General features: G+C 72.4%; 17 protein-coding genes and 1 tRNA gene. 7 read left to right on the top strand and 11 right to left on the bottom strand.

All coding sequences use genetic code 11. From position 1 onward, the window contains the following. Positions 1-73 precede the first annotated feature (73 nt). From IE294_RS24800 to IE294_RS24790, 3 genes are all read right to left on the bottom strand, one after another. On the bottom strand, positions 74-862 hold the full coding sequence (locus IE294_RS24800) for a LytR/AlgR family response regulator transcription factor (protein WP_189889613.1): 789 nt from the start codon (positions 860-862) through the stop codon (positions 74-76). A gap of 176 nt (positions 863-1038) precedes the next feature. Beyond that, positions 1039-1112: transfer RNA gene (locus IE294_RS24795), tRNA-Pro, on the bottom strand. 45 nt (positions 1113-1157) lie between these two features. Then, entirely contained in the window at positions 1158-2588 is a 1431-nt protein-coding gene (locus IE294_RS24790) for an MFS transporter (protein WP_189889611.1), read from the bottom strand. A 241-nt stretch (positions 2589-2829) separates the two neighbouring features. Between IE294_RS24790 and IE294_RS24785 the strand changes: the two genes are divergently transcribed. Next, the gene (locus IE294_RS24785) at positions 2830-3408 is read left to right on the top strand and encodes a TetR/AcrR family transcriptional regulator (RefSeq protein WP_189889609.1); all 579 of its coding nucleotides are present in this window, start codon (positions 2830-2832) and stop codon (positions 3406-3408) included. Positions 3409-3435: 27 nt separating this feature from the next. Here IE294_RS24785 and IE294_RS24780 read toward each other — a convergent pair whose 3' ends face one another. Then, positions 3436-3951 carry a hypothetical protein gene (locus IE294_RS24780; RefSeq protein ID WP_189889607.1) on the bottom strand — a complete coding sequence of 172 codons (516 nt, stop codon included), beginning with the start codon at positions 3949-3951 and terminating at the stop codon, positions 3436-3438. Positions 3952-4081: 130 nt separating this feature from the next. Between IE294_RS24780 and IE294_RS24775 the strand changes: the two genes are divergently transcribed. Next, entirely contained in the window at positions 4082-4426 is a 345-nt protein-coding gene (locus IE294_RS24775; protein WP_189819139.1) for a cupin domain-containing protein, read from the top strand. Between the two features lie 25 nt (positions 4427-4451). Here IE294_RS24775 and IE294_RS24770 read toward each other — a convergent pair whose 3' ends face one another. After that, on the bottom strand, positions 4452-5459 hold the full coding sequence (locus tag IE294_RS24770) for a LacI family DNA-binding transcriptional regulator (protein ID WP_189889605.1): 1008 nt from the start codon (positions 5457-5459) through the stop codon (positions 4452-4454). 127 nt (positions 5460-5586) lie between these two features. Between IE294_RS24770 and IE294_RS24765 the strand changes: the two genes are divergently transcribed. Then, positions 5587-6747 carry a Gfo/Idh/MocA family protein gene (locus IE294_RS24765; RefSeq protein ID WP_189889603.1) on the top strand — a complete coding sequence of 387 codons (1161 nt, stop codon included), beginning with the start codon at positions 5587-5589 and terminating at the stop codon, positions 6745-6747. Here the strand turns inward: IE294_RS24765 and IE294_RS24760 are convergent. Continuing rightward, on the bottom strand, positions 6728-7759 hold the full coding sequence (locus tag IE294_RS24760) for a LacI family DNA-binding transcriptional regulator (protein ID WP_189889601.1): 1032 nt from the start codon (positions 7757-7759) through the stop codon (positions 6728-6730). The two genes, IE294_RS24765 and IE294_RS24760, sit on opposite strands and share 20 nt — an antisense overlap. Positions 7760-7915: 156 nt before the next feature. On the opposite strand from IE294_RS24760, the gene IE294_RS24755 reads away from it, so the two are divergent. Genes IE294_RS24755 through IE294_RS24745 form a run of 3 tightly spaced genes read left to right on the top strand, consistent with a single transcriptional unit; the run spans position 7916 to position 10904 of the window. Further along, positions 7916-9082 (top strand): phytanoyl-CoA dioxygenase family protein, encoded by a 1167-nt coding sequence (locus IE294_RS24755; protein WP_189889599.1) that lies wholly within the window; start codon positions 7916-7918, stop codon positions 9080-9082. A gap of 8 nt (positions 9083-9090) precedes the next feature. Further along, on the top strand, positions 9091-9867 hold the full coding sequence (locus IE294_RS24750; RefSeq protein ID WP_189889597.1) for an SDR family oxidoreductase: 777 nt from the start codon (positions 9091-9093) through the stop codon (positions 9865-9867). A gap of 32 nt (positions 9868-9899) precedes the next feature. Then, complete coding sequence (locus tag IE294_RS24745; protein ID WP_189889595.1) at positions 9900-10904, top strand: Gfo/Idh/MocA family protein; 1005 nt, start codon at positions 9900-9902, stop codon at positions 10902-10904. 49 nt (positions 10905-10953) lie between these two features. On the opposite strand, the gene IE294_RS24740 is transcribed toward IE294_RS24745, so the two are convergent. The 5 genes from IE294_RS24740 to IE294_RS24720 all read right to left on the bottom strand — a co-directional run bounded on the left by IE294_RS24740 (position 10954) and on the right by IE294_RS24720 (position 15235). After that, positions 10954-11154 carry a hypothetical protein gene (locus tag IE294_RS24740; RefSeq protein ID WP_014676274.1) on the bottom strand — a complete coding sequence of 67 codons (201 nt, stop codon included), beginning with the start codon at positions 11152-11154 and terminating at the stop codon, positions 10954-10956. Positions 11155-11313: 159 nt separating this feature from the next. Further along, a complete protein-coding gene (locus IE294_RS24735; protein ID WP_189889593.1) occupies positions 11314-12222 on the bottom strand; it encodes a sugar phosphate isomerase/epimerase family protein in 909 nt (302 codons plus the stop codon). A gap of 2 nt (positions 12223-12224) precedes the next feature. After that, entirely contained in the window at positions 12225-13136 is a 912-nt protein-coding gene (locus IE294_RS24730; protein WP_189889590.1) for an ATP-binding cassette domain-containing protein, read from the bottom strand. 3 nt (positions 13137-13139) lie between these two features. Further along, entirely contained in the window at positions 13140-14216 is a 1077-nt protein-coding gene (locus IE294_RS24725; RefSeq protein ID WP_189889588.1) for an ABC transporter permease, read from the bottom strand. Beyond that, complete coding sequence (locus IE294_RS24720) at positions 14216-15235, bottom strand: sugar ABC transporter substrate-binding protein (protein ID WP_189889586.1); 1020 nt, start codon at positions 15233-15235, stop codon at positions 14216-14218. The genes IE294_RS24725 and IE294_RS24720 overlap by 1 nt, the downstream gene beginning before the upstream one ends. 176 nt (positions 15236-15411) lie before the next feature. Here IE294_RS24720 and IE294_RS24715 point away from each other — a divergent pair, with 176 nt between their 5' ends. After that, positions 15412-16203, top strand: coding sequence for a GntR family transcriptional regulator (locus tag IE294_RS24715; protein WP_229917326.1), 792 nt, complete (start codon positions 15412-15414; stop codon positions 16201-16203). Positions 16204-16330: the final 127 nt, after the last annotated feature.

Below are 16330 nucleotides of genomic sequence, written 5' to 3'. Positions count from 1 at the left end.
GCGTCCTCCGACCGCGATGATCACACGTCGCAGTGGAGTGTACGCACCAGGGAACCAAAGCGACAGCTTCCGGTCAGCGACCGTTGCCGGGCGGGTCCGTCGTGGCCTTCTCGACCAGCAGATCCCGCAGTTCACGGGCGCACCGGCGGCTCACGACCAGCACCGTCGCGCCGATCCGGACCGTCAGCCTGCCCCCGTCGACCCGCAGTGCGTCGATGCGGGCGAGGGAGACGAGATGGCGCCGGTGGATCCGCACGAAGCCCTTCGCCCGCCAGCACTCCTCCAGCGTGGACAACGGGATGCGCACCAGGTGGCTGTCCTGGCGGGTGTGGAGCCGGGCGTGGTCGCCGTGGGCCTCGGCACGGGTGATGTCGGCGACGGGCAGGAACCGTGTGACCCCCTCGCGCTCCACCGGGACGCCGTCGGCGAGCGGCCGGGGCCCGGAGCGACCCGGGTGGGGGGCGCGGTCGGCCGCGACCAGTTCGGCGACCCGCCGCACCGCCTCGGCCAGGCGCTCGCGCCGCACCGGTTTGAGCAGCCAGTCGACGGCCCGGAGCCCGGGCGCCCGGAGGGCGTACTCCTCGTGCTCCGCGTGCGCGGAGACGAAGACGACGCGGGGCGGCTCGGCCCGACCGGCGAGCAGCCGGGCGAGGTCCAGACCGCTGAGACCCGCCATGCGGACGTCCAGGAACACCGCGTCGACGTCGGCCGCACCGTCCGTCCCCCGCCGGCCCAGCCGCCGCAGCGCCTCGGCCGCTTCGAGGACCCCCTCCGCCGACCGCACCCGGGGATCGGCCCGCAGCAGGAACAGCAGTTCGGCGAGCGCCGGTTCCTCGTCGTCGACGGCCAACACCCGAAGCATGGCGACTCCCCCAGGAAGCGGACGGGCGGGGGCCGTGGGCGTGCGGTGTCCCCGTGCAGGAGCACGGGGCGGGGAGCCGACGGGTTCAACGGGACGGAGGCGTCCGGTCCCCGGGCACAGCACAGGGCCGGTTCCGGATGGCTCCGGAACCGGCCCTGGTCTACGACTCTCACGAGTCGGGACGACAGGATTTGAACCTGCGACCCCTTGACCCCCAGTCAAGTGCGCTACCAAGCTGCGCCACGTCCCGCCGCGGTCTCACGCGGAGCGTTCCGCGTGATCACGCAGGTCAACCCTACCGCACCTGAGCGGGTGCCCGTGTCGCCCCCGGTACGGCGTCCGGGACGGACGGGCGGCCGGTGCGGTGGACCGGGACGAGGAGGGCGGCGCCGGTCGCGGCCAGGCAGAGGACGGCGAGCAGGGCCCAGCCGTGGGTGTAGCCGGAGGCGTACGGCAGGCCCGAGGGCTGGAGCCGGCCGGTGACCAGGACGCTGGTGAGCGCGGCGCCGATCGAGCCGCCGATGGTGCGGATGTTGGCGTTCATGCCGGTCGCGGCGCCGGTCTGCTCCGCCGGCACGCTGCCCACGATGAGGTTGGCCATCGAGGCGAAGGCGAGTCCGATGCCGAGGCCGAACAGGCCCGAGACGACGGCCACCTGCCACTGCTCGTCGTGCCAGAGGGTGAGGAAGCCGCAGGCCAGCGCGCCGAGCGCGGCACCCGTGGTGAGCAGTGCCTTCGCGCCGACGCGGGGCTCCAGGCGGCCCGACAGGACGCCGGAGAGGAACATCGCGACCAGCATCGGCAGCATGAGCAGTCCGGAGGCGGTGACGCCGGCGCCGAAGCCGTAACCGGCCGCGGACGGCGTCTGGACGAAGCCCGGCAGGAAGGACCAGATGGAGTACATGCCGGCGCCGAACAGCAGCGCGGCCGTGTTGGTCGTCCACACCGCGGGCAGCCGCAGCACCCGCAGGTCGATGAGCGGGTTGCGCGAGCGGGCCTCGGTCACCAGCCACACGCCGAACAGCACGACGGCGGCGGCGAACGGACCGAGCACCTTCGCCGAGCCCCAGCCCCACTGGCCGGCCTGGCTCAACGGCAGCAGCAGGGCCACCAGCCAGCCGGAGAGCAGCACGGCCCCGCTCCAACTGACCTTCCCCCGCGCCCGCTTGGGCGACTCGGGGACGTAGCGCAGCGCGATCAGGGCCGTCGCGGCGACGATCCCCACCGGGATCCAGAACAGCCAGCGGTAGTCGAGCGCGGACACGATCGGACCGGCGGCCACGATGCCGACCCCGCCGCCCGCGGCGATCACGGCGGAGAGGTTGCTGATGCTGCCGCTGACCTCGCCGGGGGCGAACTCGTCCCGGATGATGCCGAAGGAGAGCGGGAACAGGGCGCCGCCGACGCCCTGGACGACGCGGGCGATGATGAGCACACCGATGTTCGGGGCGAGCGCGGCGACGAGACAGCCCGCCAGGACGGCCAGCAGGACGGCGACGAGGGTCCGCTTCTTGCCGGCGAGGTCGCCGACCCGGCCGAGGATCGGGGTGAAGACCGAGGCGGACAGCAGGTAGGCCGTCATCACCCAGGTCGCGGTGGACTGCGAGGTGTGCAGGGCGTGTTGGACGGTCGGCAGGGCCGGCGCGATCAGCGACTGGAGCATGGAGAACACGCCGGCACCGGTCGCGAGGACCGCGAAGGTGAGGCGAGTGGACGCGCGGGGCATGAAGAAGCCTCTCCGAAATCAGGGGCGCGGAGGGAGAACAGGGACGCGGAGGGTCGGTACCGAGTGGGCCGGGCACCGGGGGCGCGGTCGTACGGGCCGCGCCACGGAAATGCCCGAGCCGGCTCCGCGGGCCGCGTCCGGCCACGGCGGAGCCGACCCCGCACTGTTAAAGTGGAGGTATGCCTCCACTGTAGCGGAGGTACACCTCCGGTTCCAGTCGATTCCCTCCCGGGAGGCAGCAGTGACGGCCACGCCGTTCCCCGTCAGCGAGATCGTGGCGGCCCGACGGCCGCACCGTAAGGACGCCGCCCGCAACTACGACGCCCTGCTCGGCGCGGCCCGCGAGGCGTTCGCGGAGCACGGCGCCGACGCCTCCCTGGAGGACATCGCCCGCCGCGCGGGCGTCGGCATCGGCACCCTGTACCGGAACTTCCCGACCCGCCGCGACCTGTTCGAGAGCGTCTACGCCGACGAGGTCAACGCCCTGTGCCGGGTGGCCGTCGAGCTCGCGGACCGGGAACCGTGGGAGGCGCTGACGGCCTGGCTGAACCGGTTCGCCGGGTACATGGTCACCAAGCGCGCCGTGCGCGAGGCCCTCGACGGCGAGTCGGACATCTTCCAGTCCTGCCGCGACTCCATGTTCGCGGCCGGCGGCCCCCTGCTGGAGCGCGCGCAGCGGGCCGGCGCCGCCCGGACGGACATGGACTTCGGTGATCTGGTGCGGATGGTCGCCGGGATCACGGCGACGGCGTTCGAGGACGACGCGCAGCGCGACCGGGTCCTCGCCATCGCCCTGGACGGAGTCCGCACCACCCGCTGAGCGCACCGGTCCGTGGACCGCCCGCCCCTACTTGATGAGCGCGTTCGCCACCACCACCACGACCCCCAGGCACGCGTCCCCGAGCCCCATGAGGACGGCGGTCGGCCAGCGGCGCCCCGACCAGCGGGCGGTGACGAGGCCGATGCCGAAGAGGATCACGATGTTGAGGACGAACGCCACGTACTCGACGCCTTTCGCGGGCCACCACCCCCAGCGCGCGCCCGCGAGCAGGAAGACCGTGGGCAGCACGGCCGTGACCAGCGGCCACTCGTTGCGCACGGCGAACAGGACGTCCCACCGGCCGTGCGGGGCGCGCTCGGCGATGTAGTGGGCGTAGCCGTGGGCGAGGGCGGAGGCACACGCGGTCACCAGCACCCATGCCGCGTCGTAGCCGCGGACGTCGGCGGACGTGTGCCCGTACTGGGTGAGCGCGGCGACCATCGAGCTGGCGAGGACGGCGCCGTACACCCCGCCGAACAGGACGATCTCCCGTGTGTCGTGCTGCCGGGGCGGCGCCGGTCCGGCCGCCGTGGAGTCAGCCATGCCCCCACGATCACCCGGGCCCCGCGCCCCCGCCAGCCGGCGCTCCCCGACGAAGTGTCCCCCGACCAGGCCCGATGCCCCACACACTGTCCATGGCGGCGCGGCTGCCGCACCGGCCAGGGTCGGTGGCATGACGCACAGCTTCGCGCTCCACATCCCCGACGCCGACCTCGAACCCGAACCCCTGGACCCGGGGCTGATCGTGGCCGGGAACCCCGAGGTGACGGGGAAGGTGGTGTGGGAGTCGGCGGACGGCCGGCAGCTCCGCGGGATCTGGCAGATCACCCCGGGCGTGGTCACGGACACGGAGGCGGACGAGGTGTTCGTGGTGATCAGCGGCTCGGCGACCATCGAGGTCGAGGGCGGGCCGACGCTGAGGGTGGGGCCCGGCGACATGGCGGTGCTCCGCGCGGGCGACCGTACGACGTGGACCGTGCACGAGACACTGCGCAAGGCCTACGCGATCAACCTGTGAGGCCGCGTCCCCGCGTGAGGCCGTATCACCCCGGGAGGGCGTCCCCCGGCGGCCCCGTCGTCCCCCGGATCTCCAGGGTCGGCGTGGCCAGCCGCACCCGCCCCTCGGCGCCCGGCCGTTCGAAGCGGTCCAGCAGGCAGCGGGCGGCGCGCCGGCCCACCTCGTGCGGGGCGGTGTCGACGGTGGTCAGCCAGAGGTGCCGCAGCCGGGAGATGCTGGTGTTGTCGTACCCGGTCACCGACAGCTCGCCGGGCACCCTCAGCCCCAGCTCGCCGGCCGCCGACAGCGCGCCCACCGCGGCCATGTCGTTGACGGCGAACAGTGCCGTGGGCCGGTCGGGGCGGCTGAGCAGGCGGACGGTTCCGCGGTAGCCGCCCTCCTCGGTCAGGTCACCGGGTTCGACGAGCGGTTCGGCGCCGTGCGCCCGCATCGCCGTCTCGAAGCCCCGTCGGCGCAGTGCGCCGACGGCGCCGTGGCCGGCGAGGTGCGCGATCCGGCGGTGGCCGAGCCCGAGCAGATGCTCGGTGGCGAGCCGGGCGCCCCGCTCGTCGTCCCCGGCGACGACGTCCACGCCCGGCGGCTGCGCCTCGCGGGCACCCGCCACGACCACCGGCATCCGCCGCGCGAGCGCGCCGAGGCCGCCCGCGTCCGGGACCGTGCCGACCACCACCAGTCCGTCGACGCCCAGGTCCAGGAAGGGCTCGGCGAGGTCGTGGCCCATCCGCCGGCCCAGGCGGGCGTCGGCGAGGAGCATGTGCAGACCGGCCGCGTGCAGCAGGGAGTTCAGCCCGTCGAGCAGCTCCACGAACCAGGGGTTGCGCAGGTCGTCCAGGAGGACACCGATGGTGCGGGTGCGCTGCTCGCTCAGGCTGCGGGCCGCCGCGTTCGGCCGGTAGCCCAGCTCGCGCACGGCCCGCAGGACCGCCTCCCGCTTCTCGGGGCGTACCGGACCGGAGCCGCGCAGCACCAGGGACACGAGCGACTTCGACACGCCGGCCCGTTCGGCCACGTCACGGATCGTCGGCGGTCTCATGGGATGGACCGTTCCATGCGGCGCGCCGCGCTGTCAAAGGGTTGACACGCTGGTCATGTCCGAACAAAGGTGGCCCCGGAGCGGATCTGGACCGGTCCAACAACCGGTCCGAGGGAGAGGGGCTGTCATGGTGGACACGCTCGGCGTCGCCGTCATCGGGTTCGGCTGGATGGGCCGGGTGCACACCCAGGCGTACGCCCGTCTCCCGCACCACTACCCCCGGCTGCCGTTGCGGCCCCGGCTCGTCACCGTCGCCGAGGAGGTGCCGGGGCGGGCGGAGGAGGCCGCCGAGCGGTTCGGGTTCGCCTCGGCGACCCGGGACTGGCGCGAGGTGGCCGCCGACCCGCGCGTCCAGGCGGTGAGCGTCACCGCGCCGAACTTCCTGCACCGGGAGATCGGCGTGGCGATGGCCGAGGCCGGCAAGCACCTCTGGATCGAGAAGCCGGTGGGCCTGACCGCCGGAGACGCCCGCGCGGTCGCCGACGCCGTCGCCAAGGCCGGCGTGCGGGGCGCGGTCGGGTTCAACTACCGCAACGCGCCCGCCGTCGAGGCCGCCCGCGAGCTGATCGCCTCCGGCGAGATCGGCACGGTCACCCACCTCCGCATCCGCCTCTTCAGCGACTACGCGGCCCATCCGGACGGCGCCCTGACCTGGCGTTACGAGCGCGAGCGCGGCGGCAGCGGGGTGCTCGGCGACCTGGCCTCGCACGGCGCCGACCTGGCCCGCTTCCTGCTCGGCGACATCACCTCGCTCACCGCGGACACGGCGGTCTTCGTTCCGGAACGCGCCCGTCCGAGCGGGGCGACGGCCGGCCACGCGCTGGCCGCCGGCGGCGAGCCGGGCCCGGTCGAGAACGAGGACTACGTCAGCTGCCTGCTCCGCTTCGCCTCCGGCGCCCGCGGCGTCCTGGAGGCCTGCCGGGTCTCGGTCGGCGAGCAGAACAACTACGGCTTCGAGGTGCACGGCACCCGGGGCGCGGTGTTCTGGGACTTCCGCCGGATGAACGAGCTGAAGGTGAGCCGGGGCACGACGTACCAGGACCAGCCGGTGAGCACGGTGTACGTCGGTCCGGGTGCCGGGGAGTTCGCGGCGTTCCAGCCGGGCGCGGCCAACGCGATGGGCTACGACGACCTCAAGGTGATCGAGGCCTACCGCTTCGTCCGCTCCATCGCCGAGGGCACCCCGTACGGCACCACGCTCGCGGACGCGGTGCACAGCGCGACCGTGCTGGACGCGATGGCGGAGTCGGCCGCGAGCGGGACGTGGGTCACCCTGCCGGGGTCGTAGGCATGTTGTACGGCGTGACCACCTGGATCGCGGACGGCAGGACCGGCCCGGCCGGCGGCAGCGCGCCGTGGAAGCGCATCACCTCGTGGCAGGCCTCGCGCAGATCGTGCCGCAGGTCGTGGTGGAGCACGGCGGACAGGCGGTGCTCGCGCAGCAGCCGGGTGTTGTCGTGGTCGAGGTCGTGCGCGACGAACACGGCGCACTCGCGGCCGAGGTCGGCGAAGGCCCGCAGGGTGGCGTTGTTGCCGCCGCCGATGGAGTACACCGCCCGGATCCCCGGGTCGCGTTCCAGGGCGGTGCGGACCAGGTCGTACTGCGTGGCGTCCAGACCCTGGCCCTCGGCGATCTCCACCAGCGCCCGCTGCGGGTGCCGGGCCCGCATGACGCCGCGGAAGCCCATCTCGCGCTCCTCCTCGTTGCGGAAGAAGCCGCTGCTGAGGCTGGTGAGGACGTTGCCGGGCCGGTCCCCGAGCCACTGGCCCATCAGATAGGCGGCGGTCGCGCCGGCCGCCCGGTTGTCGATGCCGACGTAGCCGACGCGTCCGCTCGCGGGCAGGTCGGTGACGAGGGTGACGACCGGGACCCCGGCGGCGGTCAGCCGGCCGACGGCCGCGGTGACCTCGGGGACGTCCGGCGCCTTGAGGATCACGCCCTGCGAGCCGCGGCGGGCGATCCGGTCGAGCGTGCCGACCAGCTCGCGGACCGGGCCGGTCTCCCGGAAGTGGAAGCGGGAGCGCACGACGGCCGGGTGCAGGGCAGGCAGTTCGGCCTCCAGGGCGGCGCGTACGGCCGTGGTGAACCGCTCGGGCGCCTGGGCCACGATGTCGACCATGAAGGTACGGCCGACCAGCCGGACCTGGGTGCGCTGCCGGTCGAGATCGGCGATGGCCCGGTGCACCTCCCGCGCGGTGCTCTCCCGCACCCCTCCCCTGCCGTTCAGCACCCGGTCCACGGTGGCCTCGCTGAGACCGGCCTGACGTGCGATCTCCCGTATCGGGAAGGGGTGGCCCATGGACCGGCTCCTTGAGGGGTTTTTGATGGCCTCGTGCTGGTTGTTCGAGGGGTTTGTACTGACAAGAATGACAGGACCGCGCAGCTGCCGTGACCGAGATCCCGACGCTCCCGTGACCGAAGGCGCGCCGCTCCCGTGACCGAAAGAGGGACACCGATGTCCGTCGCCGCCGTGCCAGGCCCTGCCTGGCTGTCCGAGCAGGACTGCGATCTCGGCGCGTTCCGCGCCCTCGTGGAGCGGACCACGGATGCGGCCGGCTACCCGCACGCCGCGTCCGTCGCGGAGAACGTCCTCGTGTACGAGGGTGAGCGGCTGCGGACGGCCGGCGACCGGACCGCGCTGCGGGCCGAACTGGTGCGGGCGCTCGCCGAGGGTCCCGGGATCGTCGTCGTCCGGGGCGCCTTCCCGGAGCCGGACGTCGTCGACCGGGTCACGGCGGTGTTCGAGGCGCTGATCGCCGAGCAGCGGGCCGCGGGGGCGACCGCGGGCGACCACTTCGCCGCGCCGGGCGCCAACGACCGGGTGTGGAACGCGCTGGACAAGACGGCCCTGTACGACGCGGAGGCGTTCGCCGACTACTACGCCAACGACGTCCTGGCGCTGCTCGCCACGGCCTGGCTGGGCCCCGGCTACCAGGTCACCTCCCAGGTCAACGTGGTCAACCCGGGCGGCGCCGGACAGACCGCGCACCGGGACTACCACCTGGGCTTCCTGAGCAACGCGGTGGCCGCCGCCTACCCCGCGCACGTGCACCGCCTCTCCCCCGTGCTCACCCTCCAGGGCGCGGTCGCCCACTGCGCCATGCCGGTGGAGTCCGGACCGACGCTGTACCTGCCGTACTCCCAGCTCTACGAGCCGGGCTACCTGGCCTGGCGGCTGTCGGAGTTCCAGGAGTACTTCGCGGCCCACCACGTGCGGCTCCCGCTCGCGAAGGGCGACGCCGCCTTCTTCAACCCGGCGCTCTTCCACGCCGCCGGCACCAACCGGACGGCGGACGTCCGGCGCACGGCCAACCTCCTCCAGATCTCGTCCGCGTTCGGCCGCGCGATGGAGACCGTGGACCGCGAGGCGGTGACGAACGCGGTGTTCCCGGTGCTGCTGCGGCGCAAGGCGGCGGGCGCGTCCGAGGAGTGGCTGGAGAACGTGGTCGCCGCGAGCGCCGAGGGCTACCCCTTCCCCACCAACCTGGACAGCGATCCGCCGGTCGCCGGGCTGGCCCCGCCGGCGCAGGCGGACCTGGTGCGGCGGGCGCTGGGGGAGACATGGCAGCCCGAACGGCTGCGCGAGGAACTGCGGGCGGCGGCGGAACGCCGGGAGAGCTGAGGCAGGGCATGGGACTTCTCGACGACAAGGTCGTTCTCGTCAACGGCGGCAGCCAGGGCGTGGGGGCCGCCGTCGCGCGGGCCGCCGTCCGCGAGGGCGCCGTCGTGGCGGTGAGCGGGCGGCGCCGGGAGCCGGGCGAGGCGCTGGTGGCGGAGCTGTCGGCGGCCGGCGGCAAGGCGATGTACGTCCAGGCCGATCTGGCGGACGCCGGGCAGGCCAAGGCGTCGGTCGCCGCGGTCGTGGACGCGTACGGCCGCATCGACTGCCTGGTCAACTCGGCCGGGCTGACCTCGCGGGGCACGCTGCTGGACACCACGCCGGAGCTGTTCGACGCGCACATCGCGGTCAACCTCAAGGGGCCGTTCTTCGCGATGCAGGCGGCGGTCGCCGACATGACGGCCCGCAAGGCGCCCGGCACGATCGTCAACGTCATCACCTCCTCGGCGCACGGCGGACAGCCGTTCCTCGCGCCGTACGTCGCCGCCAAGGCGGGCCTGGCGGGCCTGACCCGGAACGCGGCGCACGCCCACCGCTGGGACCGGATCCGGATCAACGGCCTGAACATCGGCTGGACCGCGACCGAGGGCGAGGACGCCACCCAGCGGGCCTTCCACGGCGCCGGCGACGACTGGCGGGAGCAGGCCGCGGCCCGGCTGCCGATGGGCAGGCTCGGCCGGCCGGACGACATCGCGGACTTCGTGGTCTTCCTGCTGTCCGAGCGGTCGGGGGTGGTCACGGGGTCGGTGATCGACTGGGACCAGAACGTGCTCGGCGGCCTCGACTAGAACTGAAGCACCCACCCTAGGAGCAGTACCGCATGCGTATCGGAATCCTCGGCCTCGGCCGCATCGGCGCCTTCCACGCCGAGACCCTCTTCGGACTGGACGCCGTCGAGTCGCTCGTCGTCGCCGACCCGTTCGCGGAGGCGGCCAAGGCCGCCGCCGAGCGGTTCGGGGCACAGGTCGCGGACTCGCCGGAGGCCCTCCTCGCGGCCGGCGTGGACGGCCTGGTCGTGGCGGCGGCCACCGACGCCCACCCCGCCCTGATCCTGGCCGGCGTCGAGGCGGGCGTCCCGGTCTTCTGCGAGAAGCCGGTCGCCCGCACCATGGCGGAGGGCGTGGAGGTGCTGAAGGCCGTGCAGGGCAGCGACGTGCCCATCCAGATCGGCTACAACCGGCGCTTCGACGCGGGCTTCGTCGCCGCGCGGGCCGCCGTGCAGGCCGGTGAGCTGGGCATGCTGCACACGGTCCGCTCCACGACCCTGGACCCGGCGCCGCCGCCGGCCGCCTACATCGCCGCGTCCGGCGGCATCTTCCGTGACTGCTCGGTGCACGACTTCGACATCATCCGCTGGGTGACGGGCCATGAGGTCACCGAGGTGTACGCGGTGGGCGGCAACCGGGGCGCCGACTACATCAAGGCCGCGGGTGACGCCGACACCACCGGCGCCGTCCTGACCCTGGACGACGGCACGATCGCGGTGGTGTCCAACTCCCGGCACAACAAGCGCGGTTACGACGTGCGCATGGAACTGCACGGCTTCGCCGACTCCATCGCCGTCGGCCTGGACGACAAGCTGCCGCTGCGCTCGGTCGAGCCCGGTGTCACCTTCCCCGCCGGCACCCCGCACGACTTCTTCATGGACCGCTTCACCGACGCCTACCGCGCCGAACTGACCGCGTTCACCGAGGTCGTGGCCGGCACCCGGACCTCGCCGTGCACCGTCGAGGACGCCCTGGAGGCCGGCTGGATCGCCGAGGCCTGCACACTGTCGCTGCACGAGCACCGGCCGGTGACCCTCGCGGAGGTACGGACGGCCTGACCGCACGGGAACGGCGCCGGGCACCTGCCCGGCGCCGTCGGCGTGCCGCTCAGCCGCAGTACCGGATCAGCCACTCGTCCGGGTTGTAGGTGTCCCGCGCCGGGTCCGGCACCGTCGCCGGCTTCGTCTCCACCGTGTCCTGCGGGCGTATCCGCTCCGGCAGCGCGCCGAATCGGTCGCGGCGCCGGGCCTCGGCGTCGGCCGCCTCCTGGGATGGGGGTGTGGTGCGAGCGTCCGTACGGTGTGTCATCTCGTCCTCCCGTCCAGGCGTTCCCCGTCGTCTGTCGGAACGCCCGCGTGACCCCGTTGGTTCCCTGCGGGCCGGTGACCGAATCCCCCGGGACAGCGCAGGAACCGGGCCGCGGTCGTCGGTACCGCGGCCCGGCTGACGGTGTGACCGCCCGGCCCCTCAGGCCCCGCAGGACCGCAGGAAGCGCCGGGTGCGTACCGCGATCGGCAGCGGCTTGTCCGGCTCGCACGGGTACATGTCCTGCTCGACGATCGCGAACAGCTCCACACCCAGCTTCTGCGCCGCCTCCAGCACCGGCCCCAGCTCCGGGACCCCGGAGGGCGGCTCGCACATCACCCCGCGCTGCACGGCCGGCCCGAACGGCACCCCGCCCGCGACCACCTCGGCGAGGATGTCCGGGTCGACCTGCTTGAGGTGCAGGTACCCGATGCGCTCGCCGTAGGTCTCGATCAGCTTGACGCTGTCCCCGCCGCAGTAGGCGTAGTGCCCGGTGTCCAGGCAGAGGTTGACCAGCTCGCTGTCGGTCGAGTCCAGGAAGCGCTCGACGTGTTCCTCGGTGTCGATGTGGGTGTCGGCGTGCGGGTGCACGACGATGTCCAGGCCGTAGGTCTCCTTGACCTCGTGGCCGAGCCGTTCCATGCCCTTCGTCAGGTGGGCCCACTGCCCGGCGGTCAGCTCGGGCGGCTCCAGGATCTCGGCGGTCTTGTCGTCCCGCCAGAAGGAGGGGATGACGACCAGGTGCCGGGCGCCCATCGCCTGGGTGAGCGCGGCGACCTGGCTGACGTGCGCCCAGGTCTCCTCCCAGACGGCGGGGCCGCGGTGCATGCCGGTGAAGACCGTGCCCGCCGAGACCTTCAGGTTCCGCTTGGCCACCTCGTCGGTGAGCCGTGCCGGGTCGGTGGGGAGGTAGCCGTAGGGGCCGAGTTCGATCCAGTCGTAGCCGGCCTCGGCGACCTCGTCGAGGAAGCGTTCCCAGGGCACCTGCCGGGGGTCGTCGGGGAACCAGACGCCCCAGGAGTCGGGGGCCGAGCCGACCCGGATGCGGTCGAGCGGAGTGGGGTGCGCCATGATCAGGGGGTTCCTTCCGGGGAGGTCGCCACGGGTGCGCTGAGGTCGCCCTCCTCGGGCAGCTCCTCCACGTCGACGCCGCGCACCTGGGCCAGTTCGTGCTTGAGCGCGGCGAGTTCGGCGCCGCCGGCCATGTGGTTGGTCAGTTCTTCGAGGCCGATGTCGCTGCGTTCGGCGCTCAGCTCCAGGGTGCCGAGGCGCAGGACGCTGAAGTGGTCGCCGACCATGTAGGCGTGGTGGGGGTTGTGGGTGATGAAGATGACGCCGAGGCCGCGGTCGCGGGCGGCGGCGATGTACTTCAGCACCACCCCGGACTGCTTGACGCCGAGGGCGGCGGTGGGCTCGTCCAGGATGAGGACGCGGGCGCCGAAGTGGACGGCGCGGGCGATGGCGACGCACTGGCGCTGGCCGCCGGAGAGGGTGCCGATGGGCTGTTCCAGGTCGTCCAGGACGATGCCCATGTGGCGCAGTTCCCGGTCGGCGGTCTCCTTCATGCGGGCGATGTCGAGCCGGCGCAGCGGCCAGGGGCCCCGGGTCAGCTCGGAGCCGAGGAAGAAGTTCCGCCACACCGGCATCAGCGGGACGGTGGCGAGGTCCTGGTAGACGGTGGCGATGCCCCGGTCCAGGGCCTCGCGCGGGGTGGTGAAGCGCACCGGCTGCGCGTCGACGAGGAATTCGCCCTCGGTGTGCTGGTGCAGCCCTGAGATGATCTTGATGAGGGTGGACTTGCCGGCGCCGTTGTCGCCGAGCACGCAGGTCACCCGGCCGGCGTGGACCTCCAGGTCGACGCCGTGCAGGGCGCGGATGTTGCCGTAGGACTTGCCGGCGCCGCGGAGTTCGACCAGTGGCCCGTCGGGGGCCGGCGCGCTGTCCTGGAGGACGGCGCCATGGGTGCCCGTGGTGTTGTCGGTCATCGCTTACCTCCGGGTCGCCGTGCGCTGGACCCACAGATTGATCAGGACGGCACCGAGGAGCATCACGCCGAGGAATGCCTTGAACCAGTCGGGGTTCCAGCCGGCGTAGACGATGCCCTGCTGCACCATGCCGAACATGAAGGCGCCGAAGACCGGGCCGATCGCGGAGCCGTAGCCGCCGGTGAGCAGGCAGCCGCCGATGACGGCCGCGGCGATGTAGATCAGCTCCTGGCCGACGCCCTCGCCGGACTGCACGGTGTTGAACGAGAACAGGTTGTGCATGCCGACGAACCAGGCACCGAAGCCGACCAGCATGAACAGGGTGATCTTGGTGAACCTCACCGGGACGCCGACCGCGCGGGCGCTGTCCTTGTTGCCGCCGACGGCGAAGATCCAGTTGCCGTACTTGGTGCGCAGCAGCACCCAGGTGGCGAGGGCCGCGAAGACCAGCCACCACAGCACGGTGATCTTCACCTGGACCCCGCCCACGTCGAAGGAGGAGGCGAAGATCTTCCGGGCCTGGTCGAAGCCGTCCATGTCGCTGATGTCGTCGGTGGCGACGTTGCCGGTGACCAGCTTGGTGACCGCGAGGTTGGCGCCCTGGAGGATCAGGAAGGTGCCGAGGGTGACCAGGAAGCTGGGCAGCCCGGTCTTCATCACCATCCAGCCGTTGAAGGCGCCGATCGCGAGGGACACGATCAGGGCGACGACCACGCCGGTCCACACGTTCACGGTGAGCTGGTAGCTGAGCATGCTCGCGGTGAGCGCCGAAGAGATCACGGCGACGCCGGAGGAGAGGTCGAACTCCCCGCCGATCATCAGCAGGGCCACCGGGAGGGCCATGATGCCGATGGTCGAGGACTGGTACAGGATGTTCGCCATCGAGCTGCCGTCGCGCACCGGCGGCGCCGTGATCAGGAAGAAGACCAGGACGGCGACGGCGCCGAGGAAGACACCCACCTCGGGCCGGGCCAGCAGCCTGAGGGCCGGCGGGCGCCGGGCGGTACGGCCGTCGGTCGGTTTCGGGCCGGACGCCGGCGGCCTGCCGACCGCGGGCTCAGCCTGCTGGGCCATGCTCATCACCGGGTGCCCTTCGCGGCGAAGGCGGCGACCTTGTCGACGTTGGACTTGTCCACGAAGGCCGGGCCGGTGAGCACGGCCTGCTCACCGCCGCCGCTGTAGTTGCCGTTATTCTTGTAGAGCCACAGCGAGTCGACCGCCAGGTAGCCCTGGAGGTAGGGCTGCTGGTCGACGGCGAACTCGATGGTGCCCTTCTGCACCGCCTTGACCAGGTCCTTGTTGAGGTCGAACGTGGCCACCTTCGCCTTGCTGCCCGCGTCGCCCACCGACTGCACCGCGGTCAGCGCGAAGGGGGCGCCGAGGGTGACGACGGTGTCGACGGACGTGTCCTGCTTCAGCTTGGCCGTGATGGTCGACTTCACCGACGGCATGTCGGTGCCGTTCACGTACAGGGTCTCGGTGGTGCCCTTGAACGTCTTCTTCACGCCGTCGCAGCGCTGGGTGAGGCCCACGTTGCCCTGTTCCTGGATCACGCAGACGATCTTCTTCGCGCCGGTGGTGTTGAGCTTGTTGCCGAACGCCTCGCCCGCCACGCTCTCGTCCTGCCCGAAGAACTCCAGCAGGCCGAGCTTCTTCCAGTCGCTCAGTCCGGAGTTGAGGCCGACCACCGGGATGCCGGCCTGCTCGGCCTTGGCGATCGCGCCCTTCATCGCGTCGGGCTTGGCCAGGGTGACCGCGATGCCGTCGACCTTCTGGTCGATCGCGTTCTGCACGTAGTTGGCCTGGGTGCCGGCGTTGGGGTCGGCGGAGTAGATCAGCTTGATGTTGTCCTTGGCCGCCGCGGCCTCCGCGCCCTTGCGGACGGTGTCCCAGAAGGTGTCGCCGGGCGCCTGGTGGGTGACCAGGGCGACGGTCATGCGGGGGGTGTCGGCCTTGCCCGCGGAGGGGTTCGCCGCTTCCTCCCCGGCCTTCTTGCCGCCGGAACTGCTGGAGCAGCCGGCGAGGGTGAGGGCTGCCGCGGCGGCCACCGCCACCAGGGGGGCCAGTCTGCGGGAGCGGGGACGAGAAGAGCGGTCCATCTTTCCAGCACCTCACTGTGCGTGCGACGGGGCAAGGACGCTGTTGCGTTGGGACGGGATACAAGCCCCTGTCGAGCCCGCTGTCAATACTTTGTTAAGACATCATTTCACAAGCAGGTCCGAATGTAAGTACAAACTATTGACACCTTCGGCACCGGGCCCTACACCTGAGGGGCATGAGCCCAGTACACCGCACCCCGCAGCGAACGGCACCGGGTGATCGCGCGCTGGATCCCGTGGCCTTCGCCCTGGACCGGTCGAGTCCGGTTCCGTTGTACTACCAACTCGCCCGGCAACTGGAGGCGGCCATCGAGCGCGGCGTGCTGGTGCCGGGGAATCTCCTCGGCAACGAGGTCGACCTGTCGGCACGGCTCGGGCTGTCCCGGCCCACCGTCCGCCAGGCGATCCAGTCCCTTGTCGACAAGGGGCTGCTGGTGCGCCGCCGAGGAGTCGGTACGCAGGTGGTGCACAGCCAGGTCAGACGCCCGCTCGAACTCAGCAGCCTCTACGACGACCTGGAGTCGGCCGGACAGGGCCCGACCACCCGGGTGCTGCGCAACGAACGGATCGCGGCGCCCGCCGACGTGGCCGCCGCCCTGGGCCTGACCGAGGGCGCCGAGGTCGTCGTGCTGGAGCGGCTGCGTCACACCCACGGCCGGCCGGTGGCGTTCCTGTGCAACCACCTGCCCGCCTCGCTGCTCGAACTCGACACCGAGCGGCTGGAGTCCACGGGTCTGTACCGGCTGCTGCGCTCCGCCGGGATCGTCCTGCACAGCGCCCGCCAGTCCATCGGCGCCCGCGCCGCGAGCGCCGAGGAGGGCGCCCTGCTGGAGGAGCCGGAGGGCGCGGCCCTGCTCACCATGTGGCGCACCGCCTACGACGACGCGGGCCGGCCGGTGGAGCACGGCAGCCATGTCTACCGGGCGTCCCGGTACGCCTTCGACTTCCAACTGCTGGTCAGAAGCTGAAACGGAGCGATCTGTTTCACACAGCACCCTCGGCCGCCCGGGCCGTGGGGGCCGCTGCGTCCCGCCGTCGCCAACGATGCAGGTGACGATGACGATTACGTTTCGGGCAAGAGACACCTCCGCGCGA

The sequence above is a fragment of the Streptomyces canarius genome, assembly GCF_014650735.1.
GTDB classification, from domain to species: domain Bacteria; phylum Actinomycetota; class Actinomycetes; order Streptomycetales; family Streptomycetaceae; genus Streptomyces; species Streptomyces olivaceoviridis.
This window is presented reverse-complemented; position numbering and strand designations above follow the sequence as displayed.

Bases quoted from the DNA above. Each gene is read 5' to 3' on its own strand.
- IE294_RS24790 (WP_189889611.1), bottom strand. From the start codon at position 2,588: ATGCCCCGCGCGTCCACTCGCCTCACCTTCGCGGTCCTCGCGACCGGT.
- IE294_RS24775 (WP_189819139.1), top strand. From the start codon at position 4,082: ATGACGCACAGCTTCGCGCTCCACATCCCCGACGCCGACCTCGAACCC.
- IE294_RS24780 (WP_189889607.1), bottom strand. From the start codon at position 3,951: ATGGCTGACTCCACGGCGGCCGGACCGGCGCCGCCCCGGCAGCACGAC.
- IE294_RS24800 (WP_189889613.1), bottom strand. From the start codon at position 862: ATGCTTCGGGTGTTGGCCGTCGACGACGAGGAACCGGCGCTCGCCGAA.
- IE294_RS24750 (WP_189889597.1), top strand. From the start codon at position 9,091: ATGGGACTTCTCGACGACAAGGTCGTTCTCGTCAACGGCGGCAGCCAG.
- IE294_RS24740 (WP_014676274.1), bottom strand. From the start codon at position 11,154: ATGACACACCGTACGGACGCTCGCACCACACCCCCATCCCAGGAGGCG.
- IE294_RS24745 (WP_189889595.1), top strand. From the start codon at position 9,900: ATGCGTATCGGAATCCTCGGCCTCGGCCGCATCGGCGCCTTCCACGCC.
- IE294_RS24725 (WP_189889588.1), bottom strand. From the start codon at position 14,216: ATGAGCATGGCCCAGCAGGCTGAGCCCGCGGTCGGCAGGCCGCCGGCG.
- IE294_RS24715 (WP_229917326.1), top strand. From the start codon at position 15,412: ATGAGCCCAGTACACCGCACCCCGCAGCGAACGGCACCGGGTGATCGC.
- IE294_RS24735 (WP_189889593.1), bottom strand. From the start codon at position 12,222: ATGGCGCACCCCACTCCGCTCGACCGCATCCGGGTCGGCTCGGCCCCC.
- IE294_RS24765 (WP_189889603.1), top strand. From the start codon at position 5,587: ATGGTGGACACGCTCGGCGTCGCCGTCATCGGGTTCGGCTGGATGGGC.
- IE294_RS24755 (WP_189889599.1), top strand. From the start codon at position 7,916: ATGTCCGTCGCCGCCGTGCCAGGCCCTGCCTGGCTGTCCGAGCAGGAC.
- IE294_RS24760 (WP_189889601.1), bottom strand. From the start codon at position 7,759: ATGGGCCACCCCTTCCCGATACGGGAGATCGCACGTCAGGCCGGTCTC.
- IE294_RS24730 (WP_189889590.1), bottom strand. From the start codon at position 13,136: ATGACCGACAACACCACGGGCACCCATGGCGCCGTCCTCCAGGACAGC.
- IE294_RS24720 (WP_189889586.1), bottom strand. From the start codon at position 15,235: ATGGACCGCTCTTCTCGTCCCCGCTCCCGCAGACTGGCCCCCCTGGTG.
- IE294_RS24770 (WP_189889605.1), bottom strand. From the start codon at position 5,459: ATGAGACCGCCGACGATCCGTGACGTGGCCGAACGGGCCGGCGTGTCG.